The following is a 15,130-nucleotide window of genomic DNA, read 5'->3' on the forward strand; positions in this document are numbered from 1 at the left end:
TAGACTAGTTAACGTCAATTCATGTCTTTCCAAGCATTTTTAGAGAAAATCTTCAGCCTCTTCGTAATGATTAGGAGCTGATATATTAGCAATCAATGGGAATTGTTCCAATATATTGCAACTCCCGTAGGGAAATCCCAAAATGGAAGCAGAAGAGCACGACTTGCATCGGAACTGAACGAATAGCCTTCCCCTTAATTGTTCATTCACCATTCTTTCTCATTCTATTTGGTAATTGTTTCCGTCATCAGCTTCACGAGGCCAGACCCATGCCAACCCGCGGCAAAATTGCATTCTTTGCCTGCGTCGCCGCAACAGTGGGGCTGATGCCGCAGTTTTCCCACGCCGCGGATAACGGCATGCTGCGCGTCTATATGGATCATGCACGCGTATTGAAGCTCGATCGTCCCGTCAGCAAGGTCATCGTCGGCAATTCGCAAGTGGCGGACGCGACCGTTGCCGATCCGAAGACCATCGTGCTTACCGGCCGCAGTTTCGGCACCACGAACATCGTCCTGCTCGATTCCGACGGCAACGCAATCGTCGATGAGCGTATCCTCGTATCGATCGACGAGGGCAACACAGTCCGCGTCTACCGCCAGACCGACCGCTCGGTGCTTTCCTGCACGCCCAACTGCGAGCAGCATGCCCAACAGAACAGCACCGCCGCAGCCGCCACCCAATAATGGCGGGATCTCCATTCCTTCTCTGTATTCAATTATACTAAATAAGACTTGTCTTTCTTAAATAATCCAAACATTTCTTCAATATGAAGAGAGATGAGAAACGGATTATCAAGAAAGCGGCTCTAGTCTTAACCCCACTTAAATCGTGCGGATTCCGGTATGATGCCAGAGGACGATATACTTGGGGGCAAGACTTTTGCGCAGAAGCGGGCAGGCGGACGCCTGCGCGCATTCGTGCGTTCTCGCGACGGCGCTGCCGCCATCGAATTCGCCCTTCTCGCGATCCCCTATTTCCTGATCATCTTCGCAATTCTGGAAACCTTCGTCGCCTTCATCGCCGAACAGGTCGTTTCCAATGCCGTCGATACCGTGTCGCGCGAGATCAGGACCGGGCAGATCACCGCCGCCACGGGTGCACAACCGTTCCGTCAGGCTTTCTGCAACGAAATTTCCGTGATCATCGCATGCTCGGCAACCGAACTGACGACGCCGACCAATCTCTATCTCGACGTGGAAAGCTACACGAGCTTTGCAGCCATGCCGACCACCATCCCACGCGTGTCGTCCGATCCCTATTCCGACCTCGACACAACGGGCTTCAAATTCGCTCCCGGCGGCGCCAAGTCTATGAATATGGTGCGCGCCTACTATCGCTGGCAGATAATGACCGATCTGCTGCGGCCTTATCTCACCACGATACGGCCGTCAGACGGTTCGATGCCGACGACTTACCTTATCGTCGCAACGGCCGCCTTCCAAAACGAGAATTATCCGTGAGGAGGGTGGCGATGGCACGAAAGGAGCTAACGGTTAGGTTTTGCGCCCTTTTGCGGCGCTTTACCCGCGACGAGCGGGGCATCGGCGCGATCGAATTTGCCATTCTCTTTCCGGTGCTGCTGATGCTCTATCTCGGCGCCTTCGAACTTACCATTGCGCTCAGCGTCGAAAAGCGCGCCAGCCGGTCGGCCGGATCCATTGCCGATATCGTGACGCAGCAATCCAGCGTCAGTAAGACGGTGCTCGCCACCATGCCTTCGGTTGCAAACGCTATTTTCGCACCCTACGACTCGACCGGCCTGACCCTGAAAATCACCGGTATTCAGCTCGATGCCAGCAGTAATGCCACCGTTGCCTGGTCCTGGGCGCAGGATGGCAGCAAGCCCTACGCGACCGGTAGCACCGCCACCGTCCCCAGCGACATCAATCAGGCGAGCACATTTCTGGTGCGCACCGAGCTTGCCATTCCGTATCAGCTCATCAGTTTCGGCTCGGATTTCCTGCCCGCCGGCAGCAGCCAGATCACCATCAGCCGCGAGTATTTCTATCGTCCACGGACCGACAGTACGGTCACCTGCAGCGATTGCTGAGCAGAATTGTTGTAAATCCCTGCAATATTTCCCACCTGAACAGGAAATTGCCAAGTTGACGTCGCCGTTATATGGGTGACGTCCAATGCGCCTGACGCTGGACGTCGCGCATTGAGCAATCCTATCGGGTGGACCATGGCGCGCGCCTTTCTCTTCGTTCTTGATTCCTTCGGTGTCGGCGGCAGCCCGGATGCGGCCACCTATGGCGACGAGGGCGCCGATACGCTCGGCCATATCGCCGAGTTCTGCGCGGCGGGTGCCGCCGACCGCGACGGCCTGCGTTCCGGCCCCTTGTCGCTGCCGAACATGTCGGGTCTCGGCTTGCTGGAGATCGCCAAGGCGGCAACAGGCAGCTATCCGGCCGGCATGCCGCAGCCGGAAAAGCTCTTTGGTCTCTACGGCTGCGCCAACGAAGTGTCGCGCGGCAAGGACACGCCATCCGGCCATTGGGAAATCGCCGGCACACCCGTCATGTTCGACTGGGGCTATTTTTCCACCGAGGGCGACGCATTTCCGCCGGAGCTGGTCGATGCCATCTGCGAGGCCGCCGATCTCCCCGGCATTCTCGGCAACTGCCATGCATCTGGCACCGAGATCATCGCCAAATATGGCGAAGAGCATATCCGTAGCGGCAAGCCGATCTGCTACACCTCGTCAGACTCCGTCTTCCAGATTGCCGCGCATGAGCGCCATTTCGGCCTCGAACGGCTGACCGCCCTCTGCCAGATCGTCCGCACCCTGCTTGATCCTTATAATATCGGCCGCGTTATCGCCCGCCCGTTCGTCGGCGAGACGCAGGCGACATTCGAGCGTACCGGCAACCGTCGCGACTTCTCCGTGTTGCCGCCGGAGCCGACCCTGCTCGACCGACTGGTCAAGGCCGAACGCACCGTGCATGCGGTCGGCAAGATCGGCGATATCTTTGCCCATCAAGGCGTCTCCCGCATCATCAAGGCCAACGGCAACATGAAGCTGATGGATGCGACGCTAAGGACGATGGACGAGGCCGGCGATGGCGACCTCGTCTTTACGAATTTCGTCGATTTCGACATGGTCTATGGCCATCGCCGCGACGTGGCCGGCTATGCGGCCGCGCTCGAAGCCTTCGACGCAAGGCTGCCGGAGGTGCACGAGAAGCTGAAGCCTGGCGATCTCGTCATCCTGACAGCCGATCACGGCTGCGATCCGACCTGGCGCGGCACCGACCATACGCGCGAGCGTGTGCCGGTTATCGCCTACGGGCCTGGCATCCGCTCGCGCTCGATCGGCGTCCGCCAGACCTATGCCGATATTGGTGAAACCGTTGCACGCCATTTGGGAATTGCGGCAGGGCCGCATGGAAGGAGTTTTCTGTGACATCGCATTTGAAAAAGGTCGAGCTGCATTGCCATCTCGAAGGCGCTGCTCCTCCGGCGCTGACGTTGGCACAGGCACGGAAATATAATGTCGACACCAGTGCCTTCATGCATGACGGTATCTATCTTTGGAAGGATTTTACCGAATTCCTCGTCTGCTACGACAAGGTTTCCGAAGTCTACCGCACCGAGGAAGACTATGCGCTGTTGACCGAGACCTATCTCGAAGAGCTTGCGGGCATCGGCACGATCTACAGCGAACTGATCGTCTCGCCCGACCATGGCGACCGGATCGGCCTCGGGGCCGATGCCTATATGGCCGGCGTTTCGGCCGGCATTCGTGCAGCGCAGGAAAAGAGCGGCATCGTCGCCCGGCTGCTCGTCACCGGCGAACGTCACTTCGGACCGGAGCGCGTCATCAAGGCCGCCGAATATGCCGCCAAGAGCGATAACCCGTTGATCACGGGTTTCAACATGGCCGGCGAAGAGCGCATGGGCCGGGTTGCCGATTATGCGCGCGCCTTCGACATTGCCCGCGAAGCCGGCCTCGGCCTCACGATCCATGCCGGCGAAGTCTGCGGCGCCTTCAGCGTCGCCGATGCGGTCGAGCTGGTCCGTCCGTCGCGCATCGGCCATGGCGTGCGCGCCATCGAAGATGCCGACCTCGTCAAGCGCCTCGCCGATCTCGGCACGGTGCTGGAAGTCTGCCCCGGCTCGAACGTCGCGCTGAATGTCTTTCCCGACTTCCCGTCGCACCCGCTGCGCAAGCTTCGTGACGCGGGCGTGCGCGTGACGATTAATTCCGACGACCCGCCCTTCTTCCACACCTCCCTGAAGCGCGAATACGAGCTGGCGTCCGCCGCCTTCGGCTTCAGCGACGACGAGATCAATGCCATGACTCGAACGGCAGTCGAAGCCGCGTTCGTGGACGACGCAACGCGGGCGACGCTGTTAGCGAGGATATGACCACATCGTTTTAGGTCGCCGACTGGGGATGACGTTCCAAAATGCGGCCTATTTTCTTGCACCACAGACGATTTCCGTGAAAGAAACATCAGATATCGCGGAATTATTGGAAGGCTGAAATCATGGACGGCGTTACTGTCATCGATCACCCGCTCGTGCAGCATAAATTGACCATCATGCGCAAGAAAGAGACGTCGACGGGAAGCTTTCGCCGGCTTCTGCGCGAGATTTCGACGCTGCTTTGCTATGAAGTGACGCGCGACCTCGAACTGACGATCGAGACGATCGAGACGCCGCTGCAACCGATGGACGCGCCGATCCTCGAAGGCAAGAAACTGGTCTTCGCCTCGATCCTGCGCGCCGGCAATGGCCTGCTGGAAGGCATGCTCGACCTCGTGCCCTCGGCCCGCGTCTCGCATATCGGCGTCTACCGCGATCACGAAACGCTGCAGCCGGTCGAATATTACTTCAAGGCGCCGGAAGATATTTCCGAGCGCCTGATCATCGTCGTCGACCCGATGCTGGCAACGGGCAATTCCTCGATCGCGGCAATCGACAAGCTGAAGGAACGCGGCGCCCATAATATCCGCTTCCTCTGCCTGCTGGCGGCTCCGGAAGGCATTGCCAATTTCCGCAAGGCGCATCCGGACGTACCGGTCTTTACCGCGGCAATCGACAGCCATCTCAATGAAAAGGGTTATATCGTCCCCGGCCTCGGCGACGCCGGCGACCGCATGTACGGCACGAAGTAAATCCTGAAGCTAGATTAGCTTTTTTGCCCGGCAGCCCCCCCAACTGCCGGGCTTTTTATTGATCTGTTTAGCGGCCTGTCAGCGAAGCTATATTAAACGTAGGGATCAATGGGCTTGATATGGAAAAGCCCATGGGAAGGATCTCGCCGATGCTCGCTCGCGTTCTTGTCATTGCCGGTATCGTCGCCGCCGCTGCTACCCAGGTTCCTGCGTTGCTGGGCACGCAAATGGCAAGCAGCGAAAGATCGACGCCTGCGGTTAAGGTTGCCGTTGCGCAGCAGCCGGTCGCGACGACGGCGGCGGCATTTGGAAGCGTGTTGTTGCAGGCGGGTGCGGGCGGCCACTACGAAGGCGATTTCAAGATCAACGGCCGGCCGGTGCATGGCATGATCGATACGGGCGCGACCTATGTGGCAATCAATGAGAGCACCGCACGCCGCCTCGGCATCAGCGGCAACGATCTCGATTATCGCTACACCACGCAGACGGCCAACGGCCCATCCAAGGTGGCTCTCGTCAAACTCGACCGTCTTGAAATCGGCACGATCAAGGTCCGCGATGTCGACGCCGTGGTCGCGAAAGACGGCGCATTGAGCACAACGTTGATCGGCATGAGCTTCCTCAAAAAGCTCAATTCCTATAGTGCCGAAAACGGCTCGTTGCGGCTGACGCAATAATTACCGGTCAAATCCGGGTAACGATCACCGACGGCAGAACGGGTGCGGCATCGCCGATCCGGTAGTTCGCAGCCAGATCGCCTGCGGCCCTTTCGGCGCTCGCCTCGTCGGCCGCATGAACGGTTGCGATGCGATCGCCTTTGCTGACCCTTGTTCCGAGCGGCAGGATATCGCTGAAGCCGACGCGATGGTCGATCTTGTCCTGCGGATGACGGCGGCCGCCGCCGAGATCGATGACGCTCATGCCGATGGCGCGGGCGTCGCAGGCTGCAAGCCAACCGTCCGAAGATGCAAGAACAGGCTTCTGCACGGACGCCGCAACTAGGTATTTGTCCGGATGATCCAGCAGATCGGCAGGGCCGCCGAGAGCGTGGACCATGCGGGCGAACAGCTCGGCCGCCTTGCCGGAAGAGAGCGCTTCGCGCGCTTTCGCCTCAGCCTCAACCAATGTCTTCGCGATCCCAGCCTGCGTCAACATCTCGGCGGCGAAGGTCAGCACGACCGTTTCGAGCCGCGTGCCCGCCTTGCCACCCTTCAGGAAATCCAGGCAATTGCGGAGTTCGACGACATTGCCGGCGGCATCGGCGAGCGGCTGGTTCATGTCGGTGATCAAAGCGGAGGTTTTGACCCCGGCGCCATTCGCCACCTCTACCAGCGATCGGGCCAGCGTCTCGGCCTCTTCCAGAGAGGTCATGAAGGCGCCATTGCCGATCTTGACGTCGAGCACCAGCGTCTCGAGGCCGGCGGCCAGCTTCTTCGACAGGATCGAAGCGGTGATCAGCGGCACGGAATCGACCGTGGACGTGACATCGCGCACGGCATAGAGCTTGCCGTCGGCGGGCGCCAAGGCTCCAGTCTGGCCGATGATGGCGCAACCCACCTCATCCACCACCTTGCGGAAATGGGCGGCATGCGGGGTGATGCCATAGCCGGGGATCGATTCCAGCTTGTCCAGGGTGCCGCCGGTGTGCCCGAGACCGCGGCCGGAAATCATCGGCACGGCAAGGCCGCACGCCGCGGCGATCGGTGCCAGCATCAACGAGACATTGTCGCCGATGCCGCCGGTCGAATGTTTGTCGGCGATCGGCCTGTCGATGCCGGACCAAGAGAGCATATCGCCGGAGCGAGCCATGGCCAAGGTCAGCGCCACGGTCTCTTCGCGCGTCATGCCGCTGTACCAGACGGCCATGGCGAAGGCGCCGATCTGGCTTTCGGCCAACTCATCCCGCGCAAGGGCCGCGATGAAGGCGTCGATATCGGTGACGTGAAGCGTGCCGCCATCCCGCTTCCGCCGGATGATTTCCTGCGGGATCATGGCTCAGTATCCGGATGCTGCCGCGCTCGACTGCCCGCCGCCGAGCACGTTGAGGATATCGTCGAGCAGGCTCGACGCGCCGAAACGGAAAGTCGAGGGCATCGCCCAATCCGGCGCCATAATGGTCTCGGCAAGGCTCAGATAGAGCGCCGCATCGGCGACAGAGCCGATGCCGCCAGCCGGCTTGAAACCAACCTTGCGGCCACTCTGGCGGATCGCCCGCAGCATGATGTCGGCAGCCTCGAGCGTCGCATTGACGGCGACCTTGCCGGTCGAGGTCTTGATGAAATCGGAACCCGCCTCGATCGCCAGTTCGGAGGCGCGTCGGATCAGCGCCACGTCCTTGAGTTCGCCGGTTTCGAGGATGGTCTTTAAGAGCACCGGTCCCTTGCACTCGGCTCTGACGGCGGCCACCATGTCGGTAACGGCCTGCTCGTTGCCGGCCAGCAGCGCGCGATAGGGGATGACGAGATCGATCTCGTCGGCGCCATCGGCGATCGCCTCGCGTGCTTCGGCGGCGACATCAGCCACTTCCATATCGCCGGCCGGGAAATTCACCACGGTCGCGATCCGCACCGCATGGTCGGTTCCGAGAATGCCGCGTGCCTGGGCGACGAAACGCGGCCAGATGCAGATGGCGGCGGTGTGGCCATAGGGTGACTGGGCGCGCGCGCAGAGCGTCTCGATCTGCGCCGGCGTGCAGTCGTCCTTCAGGTTGGTGAGATCGAGAAGGGAAAGCGCAACGGCCGCCGTTTCTCTAAGGGAATGGCTCGTCATTGTTCGTTTCCTCCGTCCGCAATCATTTCCTTCAAGATGGCGGCAAGGCGAGCGCCGCCGACCGGGGCCATGTCCTTCGTCTCTTCATGCGTAAGCTCGGCGCCGGTCATGCCAGCCCCATAATTAGTAATGACGGAGGCGGCTGCAACCCTCAGGCCGAAAAGTCGCGCAAGAATAACTTCCGGCACCGTCGACATGCCGACAGCATCGGCACCCAGAATGCGCGCCATGCGGATTTCCGCCGGGGTTTCGAAGCTCGGGCCCGAGAACCACATATAGACGCCGTGCGACAGCTTGACCTCGGCCTTTTCCGCCGCCTTGCGCATGCGCATGATAAGGTCGGTATCATAGGCACTGGTCATGCCGACGAAGCGCTTGTCGCTTTCCTCGCCGATCAACGGGTTCATGCCGGAATAATTGATGTGGTCGGTGATCTGCATCACCGATCCCGGCGGCATTTCCTCGCGCAGCGATCCGGCCGAATTGGTGAGGATCAGCGTCTCGACGCCGAGAGCCTTCAGCGTCTCGATCGGCACGCGCATGGCGTTGGCGTCGCCCTTTTCATAATAATGCACCCGGCCGGACAGCATGATAACCGGCACGTCACCGAGATAACCGGCGACTAACGTGCCGGCATGACCGGAGACGGCACTGACGGGGAAATCGGGGAGATCGGCATAGGGAATGCGCACGGCATCCCTCACCTGATCGACCAGGGAACCAAGGCCGGAGCCAAGGACGATGCCGTAGCGCGGCTGGAGATCACCGAGCTTTACGGCCAGGAGGTCGACGGCGGCGCTCATCCGAGTATCTCGGTTTCGAAGCTGAAGGGCAGCATCTCGTCCATGGTCATGGTCTTCTTCACGCCGGTTTCGTCGCAGAGATAGATGCGGGTTTCCTTGCTGGCGAACTCGGCGATCTTCTGCCGGCAGCCGCCGCAGGGCGGGCAGAGCGGCAGCTTTTCGGCAATGACGGCCATTTCGACGATCTTCTTGGCACCGGCCATGATCATATGGCTGATCGCGGTCGGCTCGGCGCACCAGCCCTGCGGGAAGGAGAGGTTCTCGATATTGGCGCCGGTATAGACCTTGCCGTCCTCGGCACGGATGGCCGCACCGACAGGGAATTTCGAATAGGGGGCATGGGCAAAGGCCATCGCTCCGCGAGCGGCCTCAAACAGATCATGCGACATGGATCAGCGCTCCTTGGTGTAGGGCACGCCGCCCGCCTTTGGCGGTTTGGCGACGCCGATGAAGCCTGCGAGCAGGATGCAGGTCAGAATATAGGGCAGCGCCTGGAAAATCTGCACCGGCACTTCACCGATGCCAGGCACGGCCTTGCCCTGCATGAAGTTGGCGAAAGCATCGAGGAAGCCGAAGAGCAGGCAGGTGAACATGACCGGCACCGGCTTCCATTTGGCGAAGATCAGCGCCGCGAGCGCGATATAGCCCTTGCCCGCAGACATGTTGTTGATGAAGGCGGCCGATTGGGCGATGGCAAGATAGGTGCCGGAGAAGCCGCAGAGAATGCCGGCGACGATCAGCGAGCGATACCGTAGCCACTCGACGGAGATGCCGGCCGTATCGACGGCGCCCGGATTTTCGCCGACGGCGCGCAGACGCAGGCCAAAGCGGGTGCGATAGAGGATCCACCAGGAAATCGGCACAGCAAGGAAGGCGAGATAGGTGAGAATATTATTGCCTGAGATGACGTTGGCATAGAGCGGCCCGATGAAGGGCACGTCATGGATGGCGTTGGCACCCGGCAAGGTGATCGAAGCGAAACGCGCCTCGGCCGGCAGCGTCGGCGTGCGCCCACCCTGGCCGAACCAGGCTTGGCCGAGCACGATGGTCAGGCCGGCGGTCAGGAAGTTGATCGCAACGCCCGAGACGATCTGGTTGCCGCGGTTGGTGATCGAGGCAAAGCCATGCAGGAGGCCGAGGGCGACCGATATGACGATGCCGGCGCCGAGACCAGCCCAGGCCGAGCCGGAGACGGAGGCGACACAGGCGGCGGCGAACGCGGACGCCAGCATCTTGCCTTCGAGACCGATGTCGAAAATGCCGGCGCGCTCGGAAAACAGGCCGGCAAGGGCCGTAAAGATCAGCGGAATCGACAGGCGGATGGTCGAGCCAAATATGCTGATGAGGAGATCATAATATTCCATCGTCCGATCCTCAGGCCCTGGCTAATTTTTGATAGGTGCGCACCATCGCGGGCCGGAACATATATTCGAGCGCGCCGGCGAACAGGATGACGAGGCCCTGGATAACCACGATCATGTCGCGCGTGATGTTGGGCATGTCGAAGGAAAGCGCATCGCCGCCCTGGTAGAGAATCCCAAACAGGATCGCCGCAAGGATGATGCCGACCGGATGGTTGCGGCCCATCAGGGATACGGCGATGCCGACGAAACCGGCGCCAAGCACGAACTCGACCTGCAGGCGGGCCGAAGCGCCCATCACCGGATTGAGCGCCATCATGCCGGCCAAGCCGCCCGAGAGCAGCATCGCGATGATGACCGTGCGGGCATACGGAATGCCGGCATAGACGGCAGCCGTTGGGCTGAGGCCGAGCGTGCGCATTTCATAGCCGAGCTTGGTGCGCCAGACGAGCATCCAGACGAGGAAGCACATGACCAGCGCGATCAGGAAGGACACGTTGAGGGGTGCCGCACCGATCGTCGAACCGAAGATGCCCATCAGCCAGTCCAACTTCGGAAGCTGACCGCCCGCGAGGAAGGTACGGGTTTCCGGCGCCATCTTGCCGGGTACGATCAGCACATGCACCAGGATGAAATTCATCATCGCCGAGGCAATGAAGTTGAACATGATGGTGGTGATGACCACGTGGCTGCCGCGCTTAGCCTGCAGCCAGGCGGGAATGAGAGCCCAAAGCGCGCCGAAAATGGCTGAGCCGATGACCGCGAAAGGCATCGTCACATACCAGGGCACATAATTGTCGAGCGTCAGCGCCACAAGCGCGCAGCCGAGGCCGCCGACATAGGCCTGGCCTTCCGAGCCGATGTTGAACAGGCCCGCATGAATGGCGACGGCCACCGATAGGCCGGTGAAAATGAAGCTCGTGGCATAGAACAGCGTGAAGCCGATGCCCTCGCCGCTGCCGAGCGCGCCCTGCAAGAGCAGGTTCAGCGCATCCAGCGGGCTTTCGCCGATGAACCAGACCACGAGACCGGAAATCAGGAAAGCGATAACGAGGTTGAGGACCGGGATCAGGCCATAATTGATCCAATTGGGAAGCGGAACGGATGCAGTGCTCATCAAGGCCTCATGCGGCAATGCCGGCCATCATCAGGCCGAGTGTCTGTTCACCGGCGTCAGCCGTTTTTTCGCCGACGACGTGGCCGGCGAACATGACGAGGATGCGGTCCGAAAGGGCGCGGATTTCATCCAGCTCCACCGACACCAGCAGGATCGCCTTGCCGGCATCGCGCATCTCGATGATGCGGCGATGGATGAACTCGATGGCGCCGATGTCGACGCCGCGCGTCGGCTGGCCGATCAGCAGAGCCTTCGGATCGCGCTCGATCTCGCGGGCGACAACGATCTTCTGCTGGTTGCCGCCAGAGAAATTGGCGGTCTTCAGCCGGGCGTTTGGCGGGCGAATGTCGTATTTCTCGATCTTTTCAATTGCATCCTTGCGCATGGCGTCGAGATCGAGCATGCCGGCCCTGCCGTATTTCACATCACGGTGGTAGCCGAGCATGGAATTTTCATATTCCTCAAACTTGAGGACGAGGCCCATGTGATGGCGGTCTTCCGGAATATGGGCGAGGCCGAGTTCACGCAAGGCCGCGGGATCGGCGGTGCCGATCGGCTCGCCGTGCAGGTGGATTTCGCCCGAGGCGGGCTTGCGGATGCCGGCGATCGCCTCCAATAGCTCCGACTGACCATTACCGGCGACGCCAGCGATGCCGACGATCTCGCCGGCGCGGACGTCGAAGGAAACATTGTCGACCATGGTAACGCCACGGCCGTCCTTGACGGTCAGATTGCGGACGGAGAGCACGACCTCGCCGGGATGGGCAGAGCCTTTTTCGACGCGCAGCAACACGCGACGGCCGACCATCAGCTCGGCGAGCTCTTCGACGGTGGTTTCCGCCGTCTTGCGCGTGGCAACCATTTCGCCGCGGCGCATGACCGACACCGTATCGGTGATGGCCATGATTTCGCGCAGCTTATGGGTGATGAGGATGATGGTCTTGCCCTGATCGCGCAACACGCGGAGAATCCGGAACAGATTGTCGGCTTCGGCCGGTGTCAAAACGCCGGTCGGCTCGTCCAAGATGAGGATCTCGGCGCCGCGATACATGGCCTTCAAAATTTCGACGCGCTGCTGCTGACCGACTGGAAGCTCCTCGATCAAGGCGTCCGGATCGACATCCAGGCCGTAATCCGTTTCCAGGCGCCTCAGTTCGGCGCGGGCAGCCGTGACACCCTTCGCCAACAAAGCGCCGCCTTCGGCGCCGAGCATGACGTTCTCGAGCACGGTGAAATTATCGACCAGCATGAAATGCTGGTGCACCATGCCGATGCCGGCGGCAATGGCCGTCTGGCTGTCGCGGATGGCGATGGGATTGCCGTTGATGCGGATCTCGCCGCTGTCGGCATGATAGAAGCCGTAGATGATCGACATCAGAGTCGACTTCCCGGCACCGTTCTCACCGATGATTCCGTGGATCGAGCCCTTGGAAACGGTCAGGTTGATGTCTTTGTTGGCATGGACGGCACCGAACTTCTTGTCGATGCCCACGAGTTCGATGGCAGGCGTTTGGCTCACTACGCAGCTCCAGAAATCAGGCTTCCGGATAAGAAAAGGGCGTATGACGTTTGAATACGTCATACGCCCTTATTTCATATCAGCTCTTCGGGCAGGCGTTGTCGGTCGTGTAGTCGTGCACCTTGATCGTGCCGGAGATGATGTCGGCGGTTGCCTTGTCGACGGCGGCCTTCATTTCCGGCGTGACGAGCGGCTTGTTGTTGTCGTCCATGGCAGCGCCCACGCCCTCTTCCTTGAGGCCGAGTTCCTGCGTGCCGGCCGTGAACTTGCCGTTCTTGGCATCGGTAAAGGCGTTATAGACGGCGAGGTCGACGCGCTTGACGACAGAAGTCAGGACCGAACCCGGATGCAGGTAGTTCTGGTTGGAGTCGACGCCGACCGAAAGCTTCTTGTTGTCGGCAGCCGTCTGCAGCACGCCGAGGCCAGTCGCGCCGGCAGCCGCGTAAACAACGTCAGCACCCTGGTCGATCTGGTTCTTGGTGAGCTCGCCGCCGCGAACCGGGTCGTTCCAGGCAGCGCCGGTCGTGCCGGTCATGTTCTGGAAGACTTCGATCTTCGGATTGGCGGCGCGGGCGCCCTGCTCATAACCACATTCGAACTTGCGGATCAGCGGAATGTCCATGCCGCCGACGAAGCCGATCTTGCCGGTCTTCGAAGCCATGGCAGCCATGACGCCGGCGAGGTAGGAACCTTCATTTTCCTTGAACTTGACGGAACGAACGTTCGGCAGGTCGAGGCTGTCGTCGATCAGAACGAACTGGGTCTTCGGATATTCGGCAGCAACCTTCTGCAGAGCGGACGTCCAGGCGAAGGAGACGGCGATAACCGGATTGAAGCCCTTGCTGGCGAAGTTGCGCAGCGCCTGTTCGCCCTGGGTGTCGCCCGTCGGCTCGAAGTCGCGATAGGCGACGCCGGTTTCCTTCTTGAACCTTTCGGCGCCGTTATAGGCCGCTTCGTTGAAGGACTTGTCGAACTTGCCGCCGGTGCCATAAACGATCGCCGGCTTAATGTCGGCCGCAAGCGCCGTTGCCGACATGGCAGCCAAGGCGAAAAGGGTCAAAAGGGATTTTTTCATGAGTTGCAGCCCTATTGTTGCTATCTTGTTGGGTCCTCCCGCAAGTCCGTTGACCGGACATGTCTGCGGAACCGCCGGCCTCCCCCGAGGCCAAGCTGGCGCATCCTTGCATGGCTGCAGGAAAAATTCACGAGAAATTTTTCAGTTGGTAAAGATTTGTGGGAATTGCCAAAAACCCGCCCAAGAGAGCTGATTTTTGAACATTTTCGCCCTCAAACTGCGATTTTATTAGCCAAACAAGGTCGGATGGCCGATGTGGCAAGAACGGTCTTAAACGCTTGCGGCATTCACGATCGGTTGCCTCGATACTCGAGTAATCTATATCAAAGCGATTGTCCAAAACGCATTTGATCGCCCGATTTCGCGAGGCAGCTCGTCGTGTCGAGATCCCTCAGTCATAAGCTTTTCATCATCGAAGTCAGAACCTCGCGCAGTCCGGTTCGGCCGCGTCTTATATCGCCGACACCCGGCTCCGCATCGATCCGTCCGGCATTGTGGGCGTCATACAATTCCGCAACCAGTTCGGCATAGCTTGCGCTTATTCCTCCCCGAACGAGTGCAGGGATCCAGTCCAGGCGAGGCATCTCGCTGGCGATAATTTTCCGGCCGGCAAGCTCTCCAGCAATCCGCGCAACATCCTCGACGCTGTAGCGATCTGGCCCCTCCGCATGAATGATGCTGAGAGGTGCCTGGGTGCCGGATAGCAGCAATTCGCCCGCAATAACGCCGACATCGGGAGCCGACACGGTGGGAAATAGTTTAGTGACCGGATGATGCCGGCTTGGGAGCACCCCGGTCTCGATCGCGCGTCCGATCTGGCGGCTCCAATTCTGCATGTGTTCGGCCGAGCGCAGGAAGGTCAGAGCGGCGGGCAGCTTTTTCAGTTCGGATTCCAGATGATGGAAAATCAGCGTGATGCCTGTGTCGGATGCAAGATGCGCGCCGTAGTCGGAGATCGCTAGAACGGAGCTCGGCCTGTTCCGGTCGAGTGCATCGACGATCGTTCTTATGCTGTTTTTCATCTCCGCGGCTGCATCATCCGCCTGAACGCTTGTGGGGCAGATGATCTGCACGGCCGTCGCGCCTCTCATGCTTTCAGAAAGAGCCGCACTGTCCTGAATATCGGCGATGGCGACATCGCAACCCATGGCGCTTAGATCATCGGCGCTATTTTGACGTCGCACGACGGCTCTTACCGGTGCGCCCTGGCGGCGAAGCTCGGCAATCGTCGCCCGCCCAATCTTTCCGGTCGCGCCCAAAATTACGAACATCTCTTCATCCTCAAACGTTCATCGTGGATGTGGAGCATGCTGTTTTTATGCGTCCTGTCGCACAGGATCGGACAATGGAGAGCAGAAAT

16 protein-coding genes are annotated in these 15,130 nt (G+C 60.2%); 7 read left to right on the forward strand and 9 right to left on the reverse strand.

All coding sequences use genetic code 11. The annotated features are described in order from the left end of the window. Positions 1-269: 269 nt before the first annotated feature. From PH547_RS18900 to PH547_RS18930, 7 genes are all read left to right on the forward strand, one after another. A complete protein-coding gene (locus tag PH547_RS18900) occupies positions 270-686 on the forward strand; it encodes a pilus assembly protein N-terminal domain-containing protein (protein ID WP_104821639.1) in 417 nt (138 codons plus the stop codon). Between the two features lie 159 nt (positions 687-845). Next, positions 846-1,463 carry a TadE/TadG family type IV pilus assembly protein gene (locus tag PH547_RS18905; RefSeq protein WP_104821638.1) on the forward strand — a complete coding sequence of 206 codons (618 nt, stop codon included), beginning with the start codon at positions 846-848 and terminating at the stop codon, positions 1,461-1,463. 11 nt (positions 1,464-1,474) lie between these two features. Further along, entirely contained in the window at positions 1,475-2,053 is a 579-nt protein-coding gene (locus PH547_RS18910; RefSeq protein WP_285169062.1) for a TadE/TadG family type IV pilus assembly protein, read from the forward strand. Positions 2,054-2,188: 135 nt separating this feature from the next. Then, entirely contained in the window at positions 2,189-3,409 is a 1,221-nt protein-coding gene (locus PH547_RS18915) for a phosphopentomutase (protein WP_104821636.1), read from the forward strand. Further along, a complete protein-coding gene (locus PH547_RS18920; RefSeq protein WP_104821635.1) occupies positions 3,406-4,374 on the forward strand; it encodes an adenosine deaminase in 969 nt (322 codons plus the stop codon). The genes PH547_RS18915 and PH547_RS18920 overlap by 4 nt, the downstream gene beginning before the upstream one ends. A gap of 122 nt (positions 4,375-4,496) precedes the next feature. Then, positions 4,497-5,126 (forward strand): uracil phosphoribosyltransferase, encoded by a 630-nt coding sequence (gene upp, locus PH547_RS18925; protein ID WP_104821634.1) that lies wholly within the window; start codon positions 4,497-4,499, stop codon positions 5,124-5,126. A gap of 149 nt (positions 5,127-5,275) precedes the next feature. Beyond that, positions 5,276-5,803 carry a TIGR02281 family clan AA aspartic protease gene (locus PH547_RS18930; RefSeq protein WP_104824946.1) on the forward strand — a complete coding sequence of 176 codons (528 nt, stop codon included), beginning with the start codon at positions 5,276-5,278 and terminating at the stop codon, positions 5,801-5,803. Between the two features lie 7 nt (positions 5,804-5,810). Here the strand turns inward: PH547_RS18930 and deoA are convergent, their stop codons facing one another. The 9 genes from deoA to PH547_RS18975 all read right to left on the reverse strand — a co-directional run bounded on the left by deoA (position 5,811) and on the right by PH547_RS18975 (position 15,041). Further along, positions 5,811-7,118, reverse strand: a complete 1,308-nt coding sequence (gene deoA, locus PH547_RS18935; RefSeq protein WP_104821633.1) for a thymidine phosphorylase — start codon at positions 7,116-7,118, stop codon at positions 5,811-5,813. 3 nt (positions 7,119-7,121) lie between these two features. Then, positions 7,122-7,895, reverse strand: coding sequence for a deoxyribose-phosphate aldolase (deoC, locus tag PH547_RS18940; protein WP_104821632.1), 774 nt, complete (start codon positions 7,893-7,895; stop codon positions 7,122-7,124). Further along, entirely contained in the window at positions 7,892-8,698 is an 807-nt protein-coding gene (locus PH547_RS18945) for a purine-nucleoside phosphorylase (RefSeq protein ID WP_104821631.1), read from the reverse strand. Before PH547_RS18945 ends, deoC begins: the two co-directional genes overlap by 4 nt. Further along, positions 8,695-9,087, reverse strand: a complete 393-nt coding sequence (locus PH547_RS18950) for a cytidine deaminase (RefSeq protein WP_104821630.1) — start codon at positions 9,085-9,087, stop codon at positions 8,695-8,697. Before PH547_RS18950 ends, PH547_RS18945 begins: the two co-directional genes overlap by 4 nt. Before the next feature lie 3 nt (positions 9,088-9,090). After that, positions 9,091-10,062 (reverse strand): ABC transporter permease, encoded by a 972-nt coding sequence (locus PH547_RS18955; RefSeq protein WP_104821629.1) that lies wholly within the window; start codon positions 10,060-10,062, stop codon positions 9,091-9,093. A 10-nt stretch (positions 10,063-10,072) separates the two neighbouring features. Then, positions 10,073-11,176 carry an ABC transporter permease gene (locus PH547_RS18960; protein WP_104821628.1) on the reverse strand — a complete coding sequence of 368 codons (1,104 nt, stop codon included), beginning with the start codon at positions 11,174-11,176 and terminating at the stop codon, positions 10,073-10,075. Positions 11,177-11,183: 7 nt separating this feature from the next. Then, entirely contained in the window at positions 11,184-12,695 is a 1,512-nt protein-coding gene (locus PH547_RS18965) for an ABC transporter ATP-binding protein (RefSeq protein ID WP_104821627.1), read from the reverse strand. Between the two features lie 79 nt (positions 12,696-12,774). Beyond that, positions 12,775-13,770: a BMP family lipoprotein gene (locus PH547_RS18970; RefSeq protein ID WP_104821626.1), complete on the reverse strand. Its 996-nt coding sequence runs from the start codon at positions 13,768-13,770 to the stop codon at positions 12,775-12,777. Between the two features lie 395 nt (positions 13,771-14,165). Next, positions 14,166-15,041 carry an NAD(P)H-binding protein gene (locus PH547_RS18975; RefSeq protein ID WP_104821625.1) on the reverse strand — a complete coding sequence of 292 codons (876 nt, stop codon included), beginning with the start codon at positions 15,039-15,041 and terminating at the stop codon, positions 14,166-14,168. Between the last annotated feature and the right edge of the window lie 89 nt (positions 15,042-15,130).

This window comes from Rhizobium cerradonense (assembly GCF_030182455.1).
Lineage (GTDB): Bacteria > Pseudomonadota > Alphaproteobacteria > Rhizobiales > Rhizobiaceae > Rhizobium.

What these genes read in the sequence shown, in the direction of transcription:
- PH547_RS18900 (WP_104821639.1), top strand. Translation starts at nt 270, where the DNA reads ATGCCAACCCGCGGCAAAATTGCATTCTTTGCCTGCGTCGCCGCAACA.
- PH547_RS18905 (WP_104821638.1), top strand. Translation starts at nt 846, where the DNA reads ATGATGCCAGAGGACGATATACTTGGGGGCAAGACTTTTGCGCAGAAG.
- PH547_RS18910 (WP_285169062.1), top strand. Translation starts at nt 1,475, where the DNA reads ATGGCACGAAAGGAGCTAACGGTTAGGTTTTGCGCCCTTTTGCGGCGC.
- PH547_RS18915 (WP_104821636.1), top strand. Translation starts at nt 2,189, where the DNA reads ATGGCGCGCGCCTTTCTCTTCGTTCTTGATTCCTTCGGTGTCGGCGGC.
- upp (WP_104821634.1), top strand. Translation starts at nt 4,497, where the DNA reads ATGGACGGCGTTACTGTCATCGATCACCCGCTCGTGCAGCATAAATTG.
- PH547_RS18930 (WP_104824946.1), top strand. Translation starts at nt 5,276, where the DNA reads ATGCTCGCTCGCGTTCTTGTCATTGCCGGTATCGTCGCCGCCGCTGCT.
- deoA (WP_104821633.1), bottom strand. Translation starts at nt 7,118, where the DNA reads ATGATCCCGCAGGAAATCATCCGGCGGAAGCGGGATGGCGGCACGCTT.
- deoC (WP_104821632.1), bottom strand. Translation starts at nt 7,895, where the DNA reads ATGACGAGCCATTCCCTTAGAGAAACGGCGGCCGTTGCGCTTTCCCTT.
- PH547_RS18945 (WP_104821631.1), bottom strand. Translation starts at nt 8,698, where the DNA reads ATGAGCGCCGCCGTCGACCTCCTGGCCGTAAAGCTCGGTGATCTCCAG.
- PH547_RS18950 (WP_104821630.1), bottom strand. Translation starts at nt 9,087, where the DNA reads ATGTCGCATGATCTGTTTGAGGCCGCTCGCGGAGCGATGGCCTTTGCC.
- PH547_RS18955 (WP_104821629.1), bottom strand. Translation starts at nt 10,062, where the DNA reads ATGGAATATTATGATCTCCTCATCAGCATATTTGGCTCGACCATCCGC.
- PH547_RS18960 (WP_104821628.1), bottom strand. Translation starts at nt 11,176, where the DNA reads ATGAGCACTGCATCCGTTCCGCTTCCCAATTGGATCAATTATGGCCTG.
- PH547_RS18970 (WP_104821626.1), bottom strand. Translation starts at nt 13,770, where the DNA reads ATGAAAAAATCCCTTTTGACCCTTTTCGCCTTGGCTGCCATGTCGGCA.
- PH547_RS18975 (WP_104821625.1), bottom strand. Translation starts at nt 15,041, where the DNA reads ATGTTCGTAATTTTGGGCGCGACCGGAAAGATTGGGCGGGCGACGATT.